Origin of the sequence: Kushneria phyllosphaerae, assembly GCF_900312995.1 — a bacterium.
Taxonomy (GTDB): Bacteria; Pseudomonadota; Gammaproteobacteria; order Pseudomonadales; family Halomonadaceae; genus Kushneria; species Kushneria phyllosphaerae.
Genome location: NZ_ONZI01000001.1, coordinates 849,862 through 867,102 on the forward strand (window position 1 = coordinate 849,862; position 17,241 = coordinate 867,102).

The following is a 17,241-nucleotide window of genomic DNA, read 5'->3' on the forward strand; positions in this document are numbered from 1 at the left end:
ATGCTTCATGTTCAATGGCGTGACACCCCCGAGCGTTATGGTCGTATCAGCCGCTGGCTGCACTGGGGCATCGGGGCGCTGCTGCTCTGGCAACTGGGTGGCATGACGGCAAAAGGGCTCTGGGGACATCCTCCCTGGGTGCAGACCTGGCTTTCCACCCATCGCTGGCTGGGCACACTGCTCATGGTGTTGATCGTTTTGCGAGTCCTCTGGGCACTGCTCAACCTGTCGAGGCGGCCGCCTCATCAACAGGGTCTGGCACGACTGGCCGGCGCCTCGCATCTGCTGCTTTATGTTCTGATGCTGGCCATACCGGCTCTGGGACTTTACATGACCTGGGCCAGTGGCCAGCCCTTCGCCCCGCTGGGGATGGCGCTGTTTGACGGCGGCCCGGCCCGGGTCGATGCCATGCTGCTGGCGCGTCAATGGCATACCTGGCTGGGCTGGTCGCTGTTGATAGTGATTGCCGGTCATGTCGGCATGGCGCTGATCTGGCATGGCGTGATCCAGCGAGATGGCACCCTTCGGCGCATGATCGGGCGTTCCAGCCAGCGCCAGTGACACCGGTCAACATTGACTATTCTTTAAAGGCTTCCGGGGTGGACGTTTTGCACGCCGGCAGCTTCAAGCGATGACAGGACGTCACGGACAACAGGGAGATCTTCAATGAGCAATGCCGCCACTGACAGCAGGGATGGCCATCGTCAAAAGGCTGTCCTCTATCGCATGGTCATGACCGACCACCGCTGCCCCTTCGGACTCAAGACGAAATCGCTGCTGGAACGCCAGGGATTTGATGTCGAGGACCACTGGCTCACCTCGCGTGAGGAGGTGGATCGCTTCAAGTCCGAGCATGATGTGGACACCACGCCGCAGACCTTCATCAAAAACGAGCGCATCGGGGGCTATAGCGAGGTGCGCGAATATTTTGGCAAGCGTGTCAAAAAGGAAGGGGAAACCACCTATCAGCCGGTGATCGCCATCTTTGCGGTCGCCTTCCTGATGGGGCTTTCGATCAGCTGGGCGGTCTACGACACCATTTTTACCCTTCGCGCGCTGGAGTGGTTCATTGCGGTGGCCATGACGCTATTGGGCGTACAGAAACTGCAGGATGTCGAAACCTTCTCGACCATGTTTCTCAACTACGACCTGCTCGCCCAGCGTGACGTGCGCTATGCCTATCTCTACCCCTTTGGTGAAACCCTGGCAGGGGTGTTGATGATCGCAGGTTCCCTGATCTGGATTGCCGCCCCGGTGGCGATCTTCATCGGCGCTGTGGGGGCCGTATCGGTCTTCAAGGCCGTGTATATCGACAAGCGTGAGCTCAAGTGTGCCTGTGTCGGCGGCGGCAGCAACGTGCCGTTGGGCTTTCTGTCGCTGACCGAGAACCTGATGATGCTGTTGATGGGGCTCTGGATGCCGATTCGTATGCTGGCAGGCTGATCTGTCAGACCTGGCGCACTCTCGAGCCGGCCTTCATGTGCCGCTATCGTCCGCCACGATGGCTCTTGCGGCCAGAAAGAGCTGTGCGTGGCGCTCGGCCAGTGCGGCAAGGTTTCGGTCATAGCCGCCACCGATCACCGCAGCGATCGGAATGTCACGATGGCGACACTGCTCGAGCACAAACAGATCGCGACGGTAGAGTCCTTCAAGACTCAGCTCGAAATGCCCCAGGCGATCCCCGGCGTGCACGTCGGCGCCGGCGTCATAGAACACCAGTTCCGGGCGCAACTGCTCCAGAAGCGCCGGGACTTCCCTTGCCAGCACATTCTGATAGGCCTCGTCATTGGTGCCGCGGGGCAGGGCAATGTCCAGATCGCTCGAGCGCTTGGTAAACGGAAAGTTCTGTGCCCCATGGATCGAAAAGGTGAATACCCTGGGGTCGTGACGGAAGGCATGGGCGGTACCATCGCCCTGATGCACGTCGCAGTCGATGATCAGAATCCTTCGAATCCCATACACCTCCATGGCCTCATGGGCGGCCACGGCCAGGTCATTGAGCAGGCAGTAGCCACTGGCCGCATCGGGATAGGCGTGGTGCGTGCCACCGGCCGTATTGCAGGCCAGCCCCGTGTTCAGCGCGGCTTTTAGGGTCGAAAGCGTCCCACCCACCTCCAGCAGCGTACGCTCGACCAGTGCCGGTGACCAGGGAAAGCCGCTGCGCTTGCGTGCTGCCGGGTCGCTGTCACCCAGATAAAAGGTCTGCAGATACTCCGGCGTGTGGGCCCGCAGCAGTTGGGTGCTGGTAGGTGGAGTTGGCGTGATCCAGTCAATCAGCGGATCATCGTCAAATCCAAGCGTTGATAACTGCTCTCGCAGGGCGCGAAACTTGGCCATCGGGAAGGGGTGTCGTTCCGGCCAGTCAAACGTGTACCCCGGATGATGAATCAGCGGCAGGCGCATTCTAGCCTCGCGCCTTCAGAATCTGTTCGGCCCGGGCGCGTACCTGCGGATAGGGATAGCCCTCCAGTGCCCCGAACGCGTTCAGCCCTCGCACCTTGAGTGGCGTAAACACCGGCATGGCCAGCGCGCAGAGAAAATGCGCCAGCCGCTCCGGTGTGGGCAGACGTTGAAAGTGTGCCTGATGACGTTCGATAAAGGGCTCTGCCAGCTCATCGACATCGATGTCCTCAAGCCTTGTGGCCATCGGCGAGGCCGGCAGTCGGGCGACATGGCCGTCGCAGACCGAGCAGTGACCACACCGCTCGGGGGCGCGCGGGTCACCAAAGTGCAGCGCCAGACGCCGTGACAGGCAGGTATCGGTCTCAAACAGGGAGAGCATGCTGGATAATCGCTCGATATCGGCCTGCTCCCGATGGCAAAACCCCTCATGCAGCTCGCGCGCCATGGCCGGTGGGTCGATGTCGGGCTGGCAGACCTCGAAAACATCCGTCATGCGCTTGCCCTCCAGCACCACCCAGCCCTTGTCCTGGAAGTACTCAAGCGCGGTGATCACCCGCGAGCGCGTGGCATCGATGCCGGCGGCCAGCCCGGCCTGGTGCAGGCGCTCGAAATCCACCGTGCCCCAGGTGCGAGCAATGGGGATATTGTCGATCACCAGCCGGATGAAATCGGCGCGCTCGCCCTCAAACCTTGCGGCCAGTTCCGCCGGCGGCATCTCATAGCGCAGGCGATATTCGGCCAGGTAAGTAAAGCGCGGTGCGATCACGCCCTGCATTTCCAGGCGCACCAAAAGTGTTTTCAGCGGCAGTGCGCGGATATTGCTGTCGCGTGACAGCGTGTTCATCACCACCGGCCACTGGCGCTCCGGGGTTTGACCGGCGGCCTGAATCTCTTCCAGTACCCGCTGAATGCCTTCGCGCTCCGGCGTGTCGCCGTGGGTGAAGTTTTCAAGCACCCCCAGCCCGTCTCGTCCGGCCAGCATCAGGCAGGTCGAGGGCGCCCCGTCACGCCCGGCGCGGCCGATCTCCTGGCTGTAGTTCTCGATCGACTTGGGCAGGTCAAAATGCACCACGTTGCGAATGTCGCGCTTGTCGATGCCCATGCCAAAGGCAATGGTGGCCACGATCACCGGCACCTCACCGTGCATGAACTGCTGCTGGATCTCGTCTCGCATTTCGGCCGCCAACCCCGCGTGATAGGCGCGCGCGCGAATGCCTTGTGCCGACAGCGCTTTGGCCAGCGTCTCGGCGCCCTGCTGCAGGGTGACGTAGATGATGGTCGGCGCTTCCTGACCTGCCACCTGCTGCGGGGCCAGCCATGTGATCAGCGTCTCAACGCGCCGGGACTGGGCCACCGGGCGTACCTGCAGGTTCAGATTGGGGCGATAAAAGCCGGTGGTGATCACATCGTCAGGGGCGATGGCAAAGCTTCGCTGCATGTCCTCAATGACGCCGGGTGTGGCCGTGGCGGTCAACAGCAGTACCTGAGGGATGTTGAACTCGCGCTGGTACTCGGGCAGGCGCAGATAGTCCGGGCGAAAGTTATGACCCCATTCGGAGATGCAGTGGGCCTCGTCGATCACCATCAGTGAAATCGGCACCTGGTGGAGAAAGTGGCGAAAGCGCTCGTTGCGCAGCCGCTCGACCGACACCATCAAAATCTTCAGCTCTCCCTGGCGCGCGCGCGTCATCACCTCGCGCACGGCGTCGCGGTCCATGGTCGAGTCGATGCTTTCAGCGGCAATGCCGCGCGATTTCAAAAAGGCCAGCTGATCCTGCATCAGGGCCAGCAACGGCGAAATGACCAGGGTCAGATGAGGCAGATGCAGTGCCGGAAGTTGATAGCACAGCGACTTGCCAGCGCCGGTGGCGAAAATGGCCGCTGTGGACTGACCCGCCAGCACCCGCTTGATGACCGGGCCCTGACCGGCGCGAAAATCTTGAAGGCCGAAAACCGTTTCAAGGGTATGGCGCGCAGCGTCGGTCACATCAGTGGGCATGCAGGGCTCCGGTCATCACAGGAAAAGAGCGACAGACTAACGCCCGGGGCGCGGACTGTCAGGGTTTGCGTGAGGATCCTCTCCGGCCCAGGGGGCCTGATCATCACGGGCCGTGGTCTGCACGGGTCTCAGGGTCGCGCCTTCCCCTTCATATCGGGCCGTACGGTAGCTGACACCGTGGCGAGTGCGCGGCGGCTCGGTGCCGATGTGCATGGCGGCCACCCGTTCGATGATCGCTCGGTCGGCCAGCGTCTGGCGGTCCTGCATGCGCAGGTGCTGCAGCCAGTTGGGTACCAGAAAGACTTCCTGCCACAGGTCACGCGTTTCGATGTCGCGATACAGCGACCAGCGCTTGGCCCCGTTGCGCAGTCTGAGCCGGCGCAGCGGGCGTACCGCGCGGGCAAAGTCGCGAACCTGATCGGCCTCGATGCGATACTCGATAGTGACCATCACCGAGCCGCGGGCCGGGTCAAAGTCGAAATCCGGCGCCTCGATTCGGGCCTCCGGCGCGCCCATGAGGCTGTCGCTGTCCAGCGCCGGCAGGCGCGAGGGCCAGAACATCAGTGCCGAGACCATGAGCAGGGCCCCGGCCATCAAAAGCGCCGTCTGCGTGCCCAGACTTTCGGCCATGTGGCCCCAGAGAAATGAGCCCATCGTCAATCCGGCGTAGAGCGCCGTTTGATAGAGCGCTAGCGCTCGGGCCTTGACCCAGTCCGGTACCAGAATCTGCACGGATGAGTTATAGGAGGCCACCGCCGCAATCCAGCAGCTGCCGCCGATGATCAGGGCCGGAAACATGGCCCAGAGGGTATTGGCAGCCCCCAGTACCAGCATCACGCCGCCCAGGGTCATGGCCGCGACGCTGATCAACCGGCTGCTGCCCAGTCGTCGGCGGGCTCGATTGACCAGTGTGCTGGCGGCAATTGCCCCGACGCCCAGTCCGCCCAGCATGTAGCCGTAGAGCGAGGCGTTGCCGCCGGGATGGTCATGGGCCAGCAGGGGCAGCAGGGCCCAGATGGCACTGGCCGAGATGCCAAAGATGAACGAGCGCAACATGATCAGCCGCGTCACGCTGGAATACTGGGTGAAGTGAATGGCGGCCTTGATGCCTTCCCATAGCCGCTCGGGCGGCAGATGCTTTTCGGGCACCGCGCGCCGCCAGCGCCACAGCGCCCAGATCAGGGTGCAAAAGCACAGGACATTGAGCAGAAATATCCATGCAGGCCCCAGCGCTGCCAGCAGCATGCCGCCGATGGCAGGCCCGATGGCGCGGGCAGCGTTGTAGTTGACGCTGTTGAGCAGCACGGCGCTACTGACCAGATTGCGCGGCACCTGTTCGTTGACGGCCGCCTGCCAGGCCGGGGTGGTAATGGCACCACCCACGGACACACACAAAATCGAGGCTATCAGAAGCGTCGGCGTCAGCATCCCCATAAAGGCGATGACGGTGATGAAGACCCCGCCCAGCACCTCGATAAAAAGCCCGAACAGCATCACCCTGCGCCGATCATAGTTGTCGGCAATCACGCCGGTCACGATCGACATCAATACCAGCGGTGCCGCGGCGGCCACCTGAATCATGGCCACCATGACGGGGCTGGCCTGCGCCGAGGTCACCACCCAGGCGGCGGCCACTGACTGCGCCCAGACCCCAAGATTGGCAAAGAGATTGGCCATCCAGATGATGCGAAAGGCAGGAATCGACAGCGGCGCCCAGGTGCTGACATTTTCCGGGCGCGGCGGAACGGCGGTTTTCTCGAGCGTCAGATCACTCTGGCGGGATACGGGTTGCAGCATGAGGCACTCTTCAGGTCAGTAGCATCCGATCAAATCGATAACGTCTAAAAGCGGGCCGTGCAGGGCACCATGTTACGCCGTTTCATGGCCTCCGGCAGGCCGGGTCATGGCTTTTTTCGGCAATTTGCCCTGCATCAAAACCGCCAGTGCACCCCCTGCTAAAGTCGTAGGCAATAGATCGCCAACGGCGGCTGCCCGTGAGCGCCACCCTCCTGCGGAGAGTTTCATGAAAGTCACCCTCTATAGTGCCCAGCCCTATGATGAACGTTTCTTTGAAGAGGCCCGGCTCGAGGGCTTTGCCAATGACTCGTTCGAGCTGGTGTATCAAAAAACCACGCTGACCCATCAAACCACGGCGCTGGCCGAGGGCAGTGACGCCGTGTGCGTGTTCGTCAATGACGTGCTGGACAAGACCGTGCTCGAGGCGCTGGCCAACATGGGCGTCAGGGCGATCGTGCTGCGCTGTGCCGGGTTCAACAACATCGATCTGGACGCCGCCGAGCGGCTCGGGTTTTTCGTCGCCAGGGTGCCGGCCTATTCGCCCGAGGCCGTCGCCGAGCATGCGCTGGCACTGGCCATGACGCTCAATCGCCATACCCATCGCGCCTTCAACCGCGTGCGGGAGGGCAACTTTGCCCTCGATGGCCTGCTGGGCATGACGATGAACGGCAAGACAGTCGGCATTGTAGGTACCGGTCGGATTGGCCTGGCCACGGCGCGCATCTTTAAAGGGCTGGGGTGTCGGGTACTGGGCAGTGATCCGTTTCCCGCGCCGGCCTTCGCCGACATCGGAGAGGTCGTGGATGTGGACACGCTGCTGGCCCGCGCCGACATCGTGTCACTGCACTGCCCGCTGACGGACGCCACCCATCACCTGATCAATGAGGCGTCCCTTGCGCGCATGAAACCCGGCGCCATGCTGATCAACACCTCCCGCGGGGCACTGATTGATACCTGCGCCGTGATCGAGGCGCTCAAGTTGCGCCAGCTCGGGGCGCTGGCCATCGATGTCTACGAGCAGGAAAGCGGGCTGTTCTTTCAGGACCGATCTTCCGAAATCATCGACGACGATGTGTTCTCGCGGCTCATGACCTTTCCCAACGTGCTGGTGACCGGCCACCAGGGCTTTTTTACGGTCGAGGCCCTGCGCGAGATCGCTCAGGTCACCTTTCAGAACCTGCTCTGTCTGACGCGTGGCGGCCACTGTGACAATGCCCTGATGCAGGCCTCGTACTGATCACTGATCCCAGGGAGGGTCTGCTCATGTGGCAACAGCTCTACGATCCGCTCAACCAGCCGATATGGTCGGCGCTGGCCGCGGCCATTCCCATGGTATTCTTTTTGCTGGCGCTGACCGTGCTCCGGCTCAAGGCCCTGACGGCGGCGGCCATCACCCTGGGCCTGTCGCTGGTCATGGCGCTATGGCTATTTCACATGCCCCTGTCAAAGGCGGTGATGGCGGCCCTTTATGGCGTGGCCAACGGGCTCTGGCCGATCGGTTATATCGTGTTGATGGCCGTGTGGCTGTACCGGGTGGCCGTCAAAAGCGGCAAGTTCGAGATCATCCGCGGCAGCATCGCGACTGTCTCGGAGGATCAGCGCATTCAGGTTCTGCTGATCGCCTTCTGCTTTGGGGCCTTTCTTGAAGGGGTGGCGGGCTTTGGCGTGCCGATCGCCATTTGTGCCGCGCTGCTGGTAGAGCTGGGGTTCAAGCCGATTCGGGCGGCCATGCTGTGTCTGGTCGCCAATGCTGCGGCCGGCGCCTATGGCGCCATCGGGATTCCCATCATTGTTGGCGCGCAGCAGGGCGGCGTGACCACAAGCGCGCTGGCGCCAATGCTGATGGCCATTTTGCAGCTTTCCACGCTGTTTATTCCGGCCCTTCTGGTGATGATCCTGGATGGCTGGCGCGGTTTGAGACAGACCTGGCCTGTGGTCGTGCTGATCGGCGTGCTGTTTTCGGGCAGTCAGGCACTGGTGCTGTGGCTGCTGGGCCCTGAGCTGGTTGATGTCGTGCCGCCGCTGCTTTCCATGGGTGCACTGGCACTGTTCATGCGCGTGTGGCGGCCAGAGCGTGTGTATCGGGAACCCGATGCGCCGGCGGTCAGCGCCAAACGCTGGCCACTGAAGGCTGTACTGCTGGCCTGGTCACCGTTTTACATTCTTACCGTGATCATCATGGTCTGGAGTCTGCCGGCCATTCGGGCCGTGTTGGCGACCGGTGGGGCGCTTGCGGCCACTGTACTGCAACTGCCGATTCCGGGACTTCACCTGCAGGTGCAGGAACTGCCGCCCATTGCCATGGCCCCTCATGCCTTGCCGGCGCTATGGAAGATAGAGCTGGTGGGGGCAGCAGGCACGGCCATTTTACTGTCTGTCATCGTGACCACGCTCACCTCTAAAACCCTGTCACTGCGACAGAGCGCCGGTCAGCTGATGGTCGCGGTGCGTGACCTGTGGCGGCCGCTGGCCACGATATGTCTGGTGATGGCGGTGGCCTATGTGGCCAACTTCTCGGGCACATCTTCAACGCTTGGGCTGGCGCTGGCCGAGACTGGTCGGGCCTTTCCGCTGATCTCCCCGGTCATCGGCTGGCTAGGCGTGTTCATCACCGGCTCGGTCGTCAACAACAATGTCCTGTTTGCCCATCTGCAGGCCGTCACGGCCGGTCAGATCGGCACCAGTCAGGCCCTTCTGGTCGCGGCCAATACCATTGGCGGCGTCATGGCCAAGGTAGTGTCACCTCAGTCGATTGCCATCGCAGCGGGGGCGGTGGGGCTGGTCGGTCAGGAGTCTGCCATCATGCGCGCGACACTGCGCTTTAGCCTGGCGCTGCTGGTCTATGCCTGCCTCTGGACCTTCGGGCTCTCCCTGCTGGTGTAGCATTGCTTACTCAGTCCTCGCGGCGCTGACGCCGGATCAAAAGCCCCATGGCAATCAGCGCCAGTGCCGCGACAATCACGGAAAAGGCAATGCCGGCAGCCACCAGGCTGGTCAATGCTGCCGTGACGCCCAGCCCGACGACGGGCAGCGAGATCGCCACGTAGATCACCACGAAGTAGGTCGAGGTCACCTCGCTCTTGCGATCCTTTGGCGAGGCACCGACCACCTCACCCAGCCCCGAGCGCAGAGTGATGCCCTGACCGGCCCCTGATATCGCCGCTCCGGCGAGCATCAGCCACAGTGAGGCCACGCCAATTGCCCCGCCCACCACCAGTACACCCACCGCCAGGATCAGACAGCCGACGATCAGACGCTTGCGCTCCGGAATAAAGCGCATACCCGCCTGCCCCAGTGCAGAGGCGATGAAAAGGGTGATGACCACCACGCCAATCATGGCCAGGTTGTCGATGCCGAGTGTTTTTTGCACAAAGGAGGGCGCCGCCGCGGTGAAAAGCCCCAACACGGCAGTGCCGGCAAAGCCTGCAATGCCGGCAGGGACGAAAACGCCGCGCACTTCATCCGGGATGCCCAGCCGCTGAATTCGAAGGCGTACGCGTTCTGGGCGCTCGACCGTCTCCGGCGCCCACCATACGCCCATCATGGCCAGCGCACAGAGCACGATGTGCAGTGCGTAGGGCAGATGCAAAGGCCAGGCCACGTACTGTGCCAGTACGCCCGCGACCAGTGGCCCAAGGCCCAGCCCCATGACATTGGTGGCTGTGGCGGTCAGCGTTGCACCCTTTTGCCACTCGGGCGGCGCCTGTTCGATCACGGCGACCGTCGCCGTGCCGGTAAAGATCCCTGCGGACATGCCCGACAGAAGTCGCCCGATCAACAGCGGCACCAGCTCGGGGCTTGAAAGAAAGACCACGTCACTGACCACTGCCAGCGCCAGGCCTGCGATCAACAGTCGTCGTCGTCCCAGCTGATCCGACCAGCTGCCAAAACCGATCAGGGCGGTAATCACCCCTACGGCGTAGGCGGCAAAGATGACCGTGATGATGATCTGGGAATAATCCATTCGTTGCTGATAGATCGGATAGAGCGGGGTCGGCAATGTGGTGCCCAGCATGGCCATCAAAAAGGCGAAGGTGACCAGCAGAAATGAAACGCGCCCCGGTGAGCGCTGTGTCGATGTGGCAGATCTGGACATGAAGGGACTCCCTGTTGTGCTGGAAGCCTGGTACAGATCGAGAAGAAGATCGCCTTCAGGTCAGGATAAAAAACGACGCCCGAAGGCGTCGTGTGTCAGCAGTTGCCCTTTTTGGCCTGACCGGGCGGGCAGAAGTTGCCATTGCCGTGGCCATGATGACCATCACCGATGATCACGGCCGGCTCCGGGTTGATGCGTGCCGGCTGATAGCTGCAGGCCGCCAGAGTGACCATCAAAAGCGCCGTGCAAAGCGTACGAAACAGAGAAGGCATGTCGATATTTTCCTGACCGATGACGGCTGACATGATGACCTGACGTCATGGGTTTCAAACGCATGAACAGTTTGAGCATTACCCGTTATTTCCGGTCGTTGTAGCGCCTGACAGATGTGCCGGGCGCTTCATGAGGCTGATGGCAATCATTGTCAGCGTTGCGAGTGGCATGGCCACCAGCACGCTGTTCCAGCCCATTGGCTTACCCAGAACAATTTCCCAGACAAGCGTGACAAGGCCGCCAACGACCATGGCTGCGACGGCACCTGCTGGTGTGGCGCGAGGCCAGAGCAGTGCGGCCAGAAAGACCGGTGTGATGGCGGCGCCGTACATGCCGTAGGAGTACATCTGCATGGCCAGCACGCTGGGAAAGAAAGCCCCCAGCACCCAGGCCAGTACGCCCAGGCCAACCACGGTCAGGCGATTGGCCAGCAATGCCCGGTGCGGCGCGATACGTATCTTGAAAAGCCCGCCCAGGATGTCCTGAGTGAGACTCGCCGAGGCCGATAACAGATAAGAGTTACCTGTGGTCAGAAGCAGTGCCACGATCGAGGCCAGCAAAAAGCCGCCAATCACGGTGGGCAGACCCTGCTGGGCCAGTGTCATCATGGCTGTGGACGGCGTGATCTCGGGGTAGAGCACGCGTGTGGCGCATACCAGCAGTACGATCAGGGAGGTGCAGGCAATGGAGGCGATCACCAGCCCCATGGCGGCCTTGCGTGCGGTGGCTGGATCACGTGCGGCAGCAAAGCGCTGAAAAAGATTCTGATCGCCCAGAATCAGCAGGAACAGTGGCAGAAAATAACCCATTGCTTGCCAGGGGGAGAGACCACCAAGCAGCGACTGTTGCACCTGCGGCAGAGCCTTATAAAGCCCGTCGAGACCGCCAAGCGGTGCGAGCACAAGCGGCACGGCCATCAGCATGCTGATGAAAATGATCACGGCGCTCATGTAGTCGGTGTAGGCCACCGAGATCAGACCGCCCATGGTGGCAAGACCGATCATGACGGCCGCCGAAATAAGCACGCCCTGCCAGACCGGCAGCCCGAAGGCGAGATTGAGCGCCTGTCCCGCACCAGTAAACTGATAGGACACGATGCCCACGTAGGCGAGCAGGATGATCAGTGAGGCCAGTGTGCGCGCCGTTGGCCCAAATCGTGCCTCGATCAGCCCGGGGATTGTGGTGGCCTCGCTACGCCGCATTTTCGAGGCCAGCAGAAAGTAGATCAACAGCGCTGCGACCGGAATGCCGGCGAAAAAGAAGATGGCAGCGCCCGGTCCATATTGAAAGACAAAGCTGGCACCGCCCACGATCGACCCGGAGCCCACAAAAGTGGCCAGCAGCGTTGCCGTGAGCACCATGGTAGACAGTGAGCGACCAGCGACAATGAAATCGCTGTCATCGTGTACCTTGCGTCGCGAAAAATAGAAGCCGATCACCAGCATCAGCGCGATATAGCCCATGACGTACAGTGCGTGCATGGCCTGTCCTCCCTTTGTGGTTGTTATCAGGCGGTCATGTCGTTTATTGGCAAGGGGTGCCAGAGCCTCCGGTCTGGCACCGGAGGCTTCAGGCTTATTGGAGCTGGTGCTTGATCAGACGTCCGGACTGCATGATCAGTGGCATGTGTGCGCCCTGACCGGTCAGAAGGCTCATGTCTTCCAGCGGGTTGCCGTCGACCACGATCAGGTCGGCGCGTGCGCCGGGCGCGATGCAGCCGATGTCGCCCTCACGGCGCAGCAGGCGGGCAGCGTCCAGGGTGGCACTGCGGATGACGTCATGTGCCGGGAGCACTCGGGTACGGATGACGAACTCTTCGGACTGATGGCGGTGCATTTCGCCGAGCAGGTCGCTGCCATAGGCCATGGTCAGGCCGGCCTCACGCATGATTTTCAGGCTTTCAAGGCCCGCGAGACGAACGTCATCGACCTTGGCGACAGAGTCGGGCTTGAGTCCGTACTGTGCACCTTCCTGTTTGAGCATTTCGTAGGTGACCAGTGTCGGGCAGGCCATGGCGCCTTTCTCGGCTGCCAGACGTGCCGTCTCCAGGGTGATCAGGTTGCAGTGCTCCAGCGACCGGATACCGGCCAGCACTGCACGACGGATAGCCTCGTCGGTATAGAGGTGAGCGCTGACGTAGGTTTGCGCGTTGCTGGCTTCCTCCACGATTGCCTCCAGTTCGCCTACCGAATAGCTCAAAAAGTCGATCGGATCGCTGGGAGAGGAGACGCCGCCATTGGCCATGACCTTGATGAACTGGGCTCCCGACTTGATTTCTTCACGGGTGGCTCGGCGCACGGTGTCCACCCCGTCACAGATGCGCCCCAGAGAGCCCAGCCGGCGAGTCTGATATTGGTCATCGCGCTCATCGTAGAAGCCACGATAGTCGGTATGCCCGCCGGTCTGTGACAGGGCCTTGCCGCAAATGACAACCTCAGGGCCCTCAAAATAGCCCTCGGCGACGGCTTGCTGTAGACCACGATCCGCGCCGCCCACATCGCGCACGGTTGTAAAGCCACGCATCAGCATGTCGCGCATGATGCGGGTTGAGCGTGCGGTGATCAGTGAGTCAGGGAGCTGGGCGTTGGCGCCCAGATCCGCCGTGGTGGCAACCACATGCACGTGACAGTCGATCAATCCAGGCATCAGCGTACGCCCTGCCAGATCCAGTCGAGTGGCATTGGGCGCCTCGATGGCGGACTCGGAAACCTGGGTGATGCGATCGTTTTCGATCAGAACGCTGACATTTTCCCGTGGCGCTGGGGAAGTGCCATCGACCAGGCGGGCGTTGCATAGCAGAAACGAGGTGACATCTGACATGGTGGCTCTCTTGTGATTATTGAATCTTGGCAATTGAGATGTGCCTTGAGGCTAATCAGCGCGAGTGCCGGGTGAAAAGCGACAAAAATGCATGGGGTCATGCATGGTGCGCATTCATTGTGAGAGACGTCCTCTCCGTGAGCCACCGCTTGAAAAGCCTGGTGGCGTGGTTTTCGCGACGTGACTGCGGGGTCAGAAGCACATGTCCGCCGCCCTGACTGGCCGAGTGCGGGGATGCCTGGAGTAGTCGCCCCTGATCGATCAGACTGTCGATAACGTGGCGCCATCCCAGCAGTACGCCCTGACCCAGAATGGCCATCTCGACCAGCGCCGGATAGTGGTTGAAGACGATGTTGCGAGAGAGCCGAGCGGTTACTCCGTGATGGCGAAACCAGTCCGGCCAGGCAATCCAGAGGCTCTGGGCATCCTCAAGCACCAGCAGGGTTTCGCAGGCCAGCATGGCGGGTGTCAGGTCTTCATCAGCTGCCAGACCGTGCCGGGCACGGCACGCCATGAGGTAGTCCGGTGAGCAGACCGGAAACACCTCTTCCGACATCAGAGGCATCGTGTCAAAACCCTCCATGACCCCCGATTTTAGATAATAGAGTCCGAGGTCGAATTCGAACGGTGAGAGCGTGGAGATGTCGTCTCGTACAATCAGACGCAGCTTGATGTGAGAGTGCTCACGTCGAAACTGGCTCAATCGTGGCGTCAGCCAGTACATGGCAGTACCCGCTGTGCAGGCGATCGTCAGCTCGTTCTCCGCGGCACTTTTCATGATCTCGGAGGTGGCGTGAACACACTCTTCAAGCATGGCATGTACATGACGGGCATAGCTTTCTCCGGCCTGTGTCAGTACCAGTTGTCGTGGCTTTCGAACAAACAGGGCGCGGCCCAGAAACTGCTCAAGATGAACAATCTGTCGGCTCACGGCGCTCTGTGAGAGGTTCAGTTCACTGGCGGCGCGGGTGAAACTCATGTGTCGAACTGCAGCCTCAAAGGCCACCAAAGCATTCAGCGGTGGCAGGGGAGACATGCGCATGGGACAACTCCAGCAAAAGTGGGAGGCGATGAGCGTACGTTATCTGCGGCAAAAGTGTGGCGGCTGTGCCAGGGTTGGCCGAACCTCGGTGCCGTGGCCTTGTCCAATCACATCGAGATGATCATTTTCGGACGCGCCAGTTTCTGGCGTGACCACTGCAGGAGAGCATCGTTGAAAAAGACAATGGCGGTACTGGCAAGCGTAGGCATGATTGGCATGTCGACCTCGGCGCTGGCGTTCAATCTGGGCGACGTCAATAAAGCCATGGAGGCGATGAACAGCCAGAACACGCAGAGTCAGCCTGCAGCGTCGCAGAATCAGCAAGGGCTCTCGTCACAGGTAGGCAACTTCCTGAATCTGGACAAGGCGCCTCGCCAGCAGCAGGCCGCGGCCGTGGGCACCACCGACAGTAACCTAGGTCAGGCCTCACAGCTCATCGAGCAGCTGACCGGACAGCTGGGGGTCAGCAAGACCCAGGCCATTGGCGGGTCGGCAGCGCTGCTGGCGGCGGCCAAAAGTCAGCTGGGCAGCGGTCAGTTCAACCAGCTTTCCAATCAGGCCCCGGGCGTGGATGGCCTGCTTTCCAGTGCTCAGGCGCTGTCCGGCGGCCAGTCGATGCTGTCTAAACTCTCGGGCATGGGTGGCAATGGCAATAGCGGCAATACGTCGTCGCTGACCTCGAGTGCTTTCAGCATGCTGGGCATGGATGCCGGCATGGTCAGTCAGTTTGCGCCGGTCATGCTGAGCTATCTCGGTGGTCAGGGCGTCTCAAACAGTCTTCTGAGCTCGCTGGGCAGCATCTGGGGTGCCGGTCGCTAGCCTCGCACGCTTCGTCCCTTCAGGGCCGGTAACTCAAGCCGGTCCTGTGGTCCTTTCAACCCTGTCTGTTTTCCTTCCAGAAATGCCCATCTAAAGGCGTTTTGAAATCTCTTCCCATAGATTGCGATAGGCCACGGCGGCGGCCGTACGCGGGGCAAACTGCGTCAGCGGTGCCTGATGGCTGCCCATCTGCTCGACCACGCTGGCATAGGGAATGTTGGCCGATAAATGAGTGGGCCATGCCTTGCGAAAGTCGGCCATGCTTTCCTGATGGAGCTTGCGGCGACGATCCACCAGCGTCAAAAAGGGCCACAGCGGGGTGGCGATGTTTTCTCCATCAAGATACTGCTGCAGCTGATTCAGGGTTCTCATCGACAGGGTGGTCGGCACCACCGGGACCAGCAGAGCATCCACACTTGAAAAGACCTGCTTTGACAGGGTGGTAAGGCCTGGCGGGCAGTCCAGAACGATCAGGTCATAGTCATCGCTGACGGGCTTTAGCACCTTGCGCAGACGGCTCGCCTTGCGCCCTTCCAGCAGCATGTCCATCTCGCGTGATTCGAGGCTGGCCGGTAACAGGTCAAGCCCTGCCATGTCGGTTTCACGAATGGTTTTCTCGAGCAGGGCCTTGCCCTTGACCAGTTTTTCAACGCCGCCGCCGCGAATTCTGGGCTTGTTGCGCAGGTAAAAGGTGGTGGCCGCCTGAGGGTCCAGATCCCAGATCAGTACGCGCTGTCCTGCAAGGCTTGCCTGCGCGGCCAGATTGATGGCCGATGCCGTCTTTCCCACTCCTCCCTTGATACTGTAAAGCGCCAGCATCTGCATATCAGCGTTCCTGTTGGTGGGTGACAAATTCTGGCGATCAAGCTTGTGTCGGTGTGATGACATTTTGATGACAGCCATGAGATGGGCCTGTCGTCATGGATGCCGATGATCCATGTCATGATAGGCGTATGGTGGGTAAAGGCATCCAGGTAATCAGAGGCAATGACATGGATAGTGATGTGACAGAGCAGACGCTCCACTGGACGTGGGGTGGCATGCCCATCGAGGTCGGCGTAACCCGTCGCGGACAGGGTCCGGAGGTGCTGATGCTGCCGGCGCTGTCGAGCATCTCGACGCGTCATGAAATGGACGCCCTGCAGGCGGTGCTTGCCGAGCGCTTTACCACCGTGTCGGTGGACTGGCCGGGGTTTGGCGACCGCCCGCGTCCCTTCATGGAGGCCGAACCGGGCATGCTGACGGCCTTTATCGATCACCTGCTCGATGAGGTCGTCTTTCTGCCCGAGATGATCGTTGCCGCCGGCCACGGTGCGGGCATGGTCATCCGACATCTTGAGGAGCATCCCGACGCCGCCGACCGGCTGGTATTGATAGCGCCTACCTGGCGTGGGCCGCTGCCGACCATGGCCGGTGAGCACAAGCCCTGGTTTGGCCATCTGCGCGCCTGGTTTGATCGCCCGTTCATCGGTGCAGGCATCTATCGTCTCAACGTCAGCAACTGGTTTATACGGCGCATGGCCGGCGAGCACGTGTATGAAGCATCGAACTGGCTCTCGGGTGAGCGTCTGGCGGCCAAGCGTCGCGTGGCCCGTACGCCCGGGGCACGGCATGGCTCGATTCGCTTTGTGACCGGGGCCGTGGATCCCTTCAATAGCCGTGAGGCCTGTGTGGCGGCGCTCGGGGGCGCCAGTGCTCGCACGCTTTTGATCATGAGTGAGAAGATGCCACCGCGCTCACGCGCCGAAATGCAGGCCATGGGCGCGCTGTCTGGGGTCGATACCGTTTTCCTGCCCCATGGGCGACTGTCGGTGCATGAAGAGTTCCCTGATGAGGTGGCCCAGGCCATTCTTGCCTGGCTGGATACCCCACAACAGTACGACTGATTTTGGCAGGCGGTCGGGGCAGGGGATCACCCGTGCGCCGATGGGGCATGAGAAATCATGGTCAGTGCCGACTGTGCCGAGCCGTCCCTGGCGAGTGAAACGACCT

The 17,241-nt window shown here is 61.4% G+C and carries 15 protein-coding genes; 6 read left to right on the plus strand and 9 right to left on the minus strand.

The features are described from left to right. The gene (locus KSP9073_RS03755; RefSeq protein WP_108841580.1) at nt 1-561 is read left to right on the plus strand and encodes a cytochrome b; all 561 of its coding nucleotides are present in this window, start codon (nt 1-3) and stop codon (nt 559-561) included. Nucleotides 562-666: 105 nt separating this feature from the next. Beyond that, complete coding sequence (locus tag KSP9073_RS03760; protein ID WP_165814139.1) at nt 667-1,443, plus strand: glutaredoxin family protein; 777 nt, start codon at nt 667-669, stop codon at nt 1,441-1,443. Between the two features lie 33 nt (nt 1,444-1,476). Here the strand turns inward: KSP9073_RS03760 and KSP9073_RS03765 are convergent, their stop codons facing one another. The 3 genes from KSP9073_RS03765 to KSP9073_RS03775 are packed head-to-tail and all read right to left on the minus strand — an operon-like array spanning nt 1,477 to nt 6,199. Next, nucleotides 1,477-2,403, minus strand: a complete 927-nt coding sequence (locus KSP9073_RS03765; RefSeq protein ID WP_108841581.1) for a histone deacetylase family protein — start codon at nt 2,401-2,403, stop codon at nt 1,477-1,479. Nucleotide 2,404: 1 nt separating this feature from the next. Next, a complete protein-coding gene (locus tag KSP9073_RS03770; RefSeq protein ID WP_108841582.1) occupies nt 2,405-4,402 on the minus strand; it encodes a RecQ family ATP-dependent DNA helicase in 1,998 nt (665 codons plus the stop codon). 36 nt (nt 4,403-4,438) lie between these two features. Continuing rightward, nucleotides 4,439-6,199 (minus strand): MFS transporter, encoded by a 1,761-nt coding sequence (locus KSP9073_RS03775; RefSeq protein WP_108841583.1) that lies wholly within the window; start codon nt 6,197-6,199, stop codon nt 4,439-4,441. Nucleotides 6,200-6,425: 226 nt separating this feature from the next. Between KSP9073_RS03775 and KSP9073_RS03780 the strand changes: the two genes are divergently transcribed. Beyond that, nucleotides 6,426-7,436 (plus strand): 2-hydroxyacid dehydrogenase, encoded by a 1,011-nt coding sequence (locus KSP9073_RS03780; RefSeq protein WP_108841584.1) that lies wholly within the window; start codon nt 6,426-6,428, stop codon nt 7,434-7,436. A 26-nt stretch (nt 7,437-7,462) separates the two neighbouring features. After that, entirely contained in the window at nt 7,463-9,082 is a 1,620-nt protein-coding gene (locus KSP9073_RS03785) for an L-lactate permease (protein WP_108841585.1), read from the plus strand. Between the two features lie 10 nt (nt 9,083-9,092). Here KSP9073_RS03785 and KSP9073_RS03790 read toward each other — a convergent pair whose 3' ends face one another. From KSP9073_RS03790 to KSP9073_RS03810, 5 genes are all read right to left on the minus strand, one after another. Beyond that, complete coding sequence (locus KSP9073_RS03790; protein ID WP_108841586.1) at nt 9,093-10,295, minus strand: MFS transporter; 1,203 nt, start codon at nt 10,293-10,295, stop codon at nt 9,093-9,095. Between the two features lie 95 nt (nt 10,296-10,390). Further along, complete coding sequence (locus KSP9073_RS17580; RefSeq protein ID WP_165814140.1) at nt 10,391-10,567, minus strand: hypothetical protein; 177 nt, start codon at nt 10,565-10,567, stop codon at nt 10,391-10,393. Between the two features lie 78 nt (nt 10,568-10,645). Further along, nucleotides 10,646-12,049 carry a sodium:solute symporter family protein gene (locus KSP9073_RS03800; protein ID WP_207771396.1) on the minus strand — a complete coding sequence of 468 codons (1,404 nt, stop codon included), beginning with the start codon at nt 12,047-12,049 and terminating at the stop codon, nt 10,646-10,648. A gap of 94 nt (nt 12,050-12,143) precedes the next feature. Then, the gene (locus KSP9073_RS03805; protein ID WP_108841588.1) at nt 12,144-13,388 is read right to left on the minus strand and encodes a metal-dependent hydrolase family protein; all 1,245 of its coding nucleotides are present in this window, start codon (nt 13,386-13,388) and stop codon (nt 12,144-12,146) included. Nucleotides 13,389-13,485: 97 nt separating this feature from the next. Further along, nucleotides 13,486-14,430 carry a LysR substrate-binding domain-containing protein gene (locus tag KSP9073_RS03810; RefSeq protein WP_108841589.1) on the minus strand — a complete coding sequence of 315 codons (945 nt, stop codon included), beginning with the start codon at nt 14,428-14,430 and terminating at the stop codon, nt 13,486-13,488. 171 nt (nt 14,431-14,601) lie between these two features. Between KSP9073_RS03810 and KSP9073_RS03815 the strand changes: the two genes are divergently transcribed. Then, the gene (locus KSP9073_RS03815; RefSeq protein ID WP_165814141.1) at nt 14,602-15,249 is read left to right on the plus strand and encodes a DUF2780 domain-containing protein; all 648 of its coding nucleotides are present in this window, start codon (nt 14,602-14,604) and stop codon (nt 15,247-15,249) included. 90 nt (nt 15,250-15,339) lie between these two features. On the opposite strand, the gene KSP9073_RS03820 is transcribed toward KSP9073_RS03815, so the two are convergent. After that, the gene (locus KSP9073_RS03820) at nt 15,340-16,074 is read right to left on the minus strand and encodes a ParA family protein (RefSeq protein WP_108841591.1); all 735 of its coding nucleotides are present in this window, start codon (nt 16,072-16,074) and stop codon (nt 15,340-15,342) included. A 167-nt stretch (nt 16,075-16,241) separates the two neighbouring features. Here KSP9073_RS03820 and KSP9073_RS03825 point away from each other — a divergent pair, with 167 nt between their 5' ends. After that, the gene (locus KSP9073_RS03825) at nt 16,242-17,135 is read left to right on the plus strand and encodes an alpha/beta fold hydrolase (RefSeq protein ID WP_165814142.1); all 894 of its coding nucleotides are present in this window, start codon (nt 16,242-16,244) and stop codon (nt 17,133-17,135) included. Nucleotides 17,136-17,241: the final 106 nt, after the last annotated feature.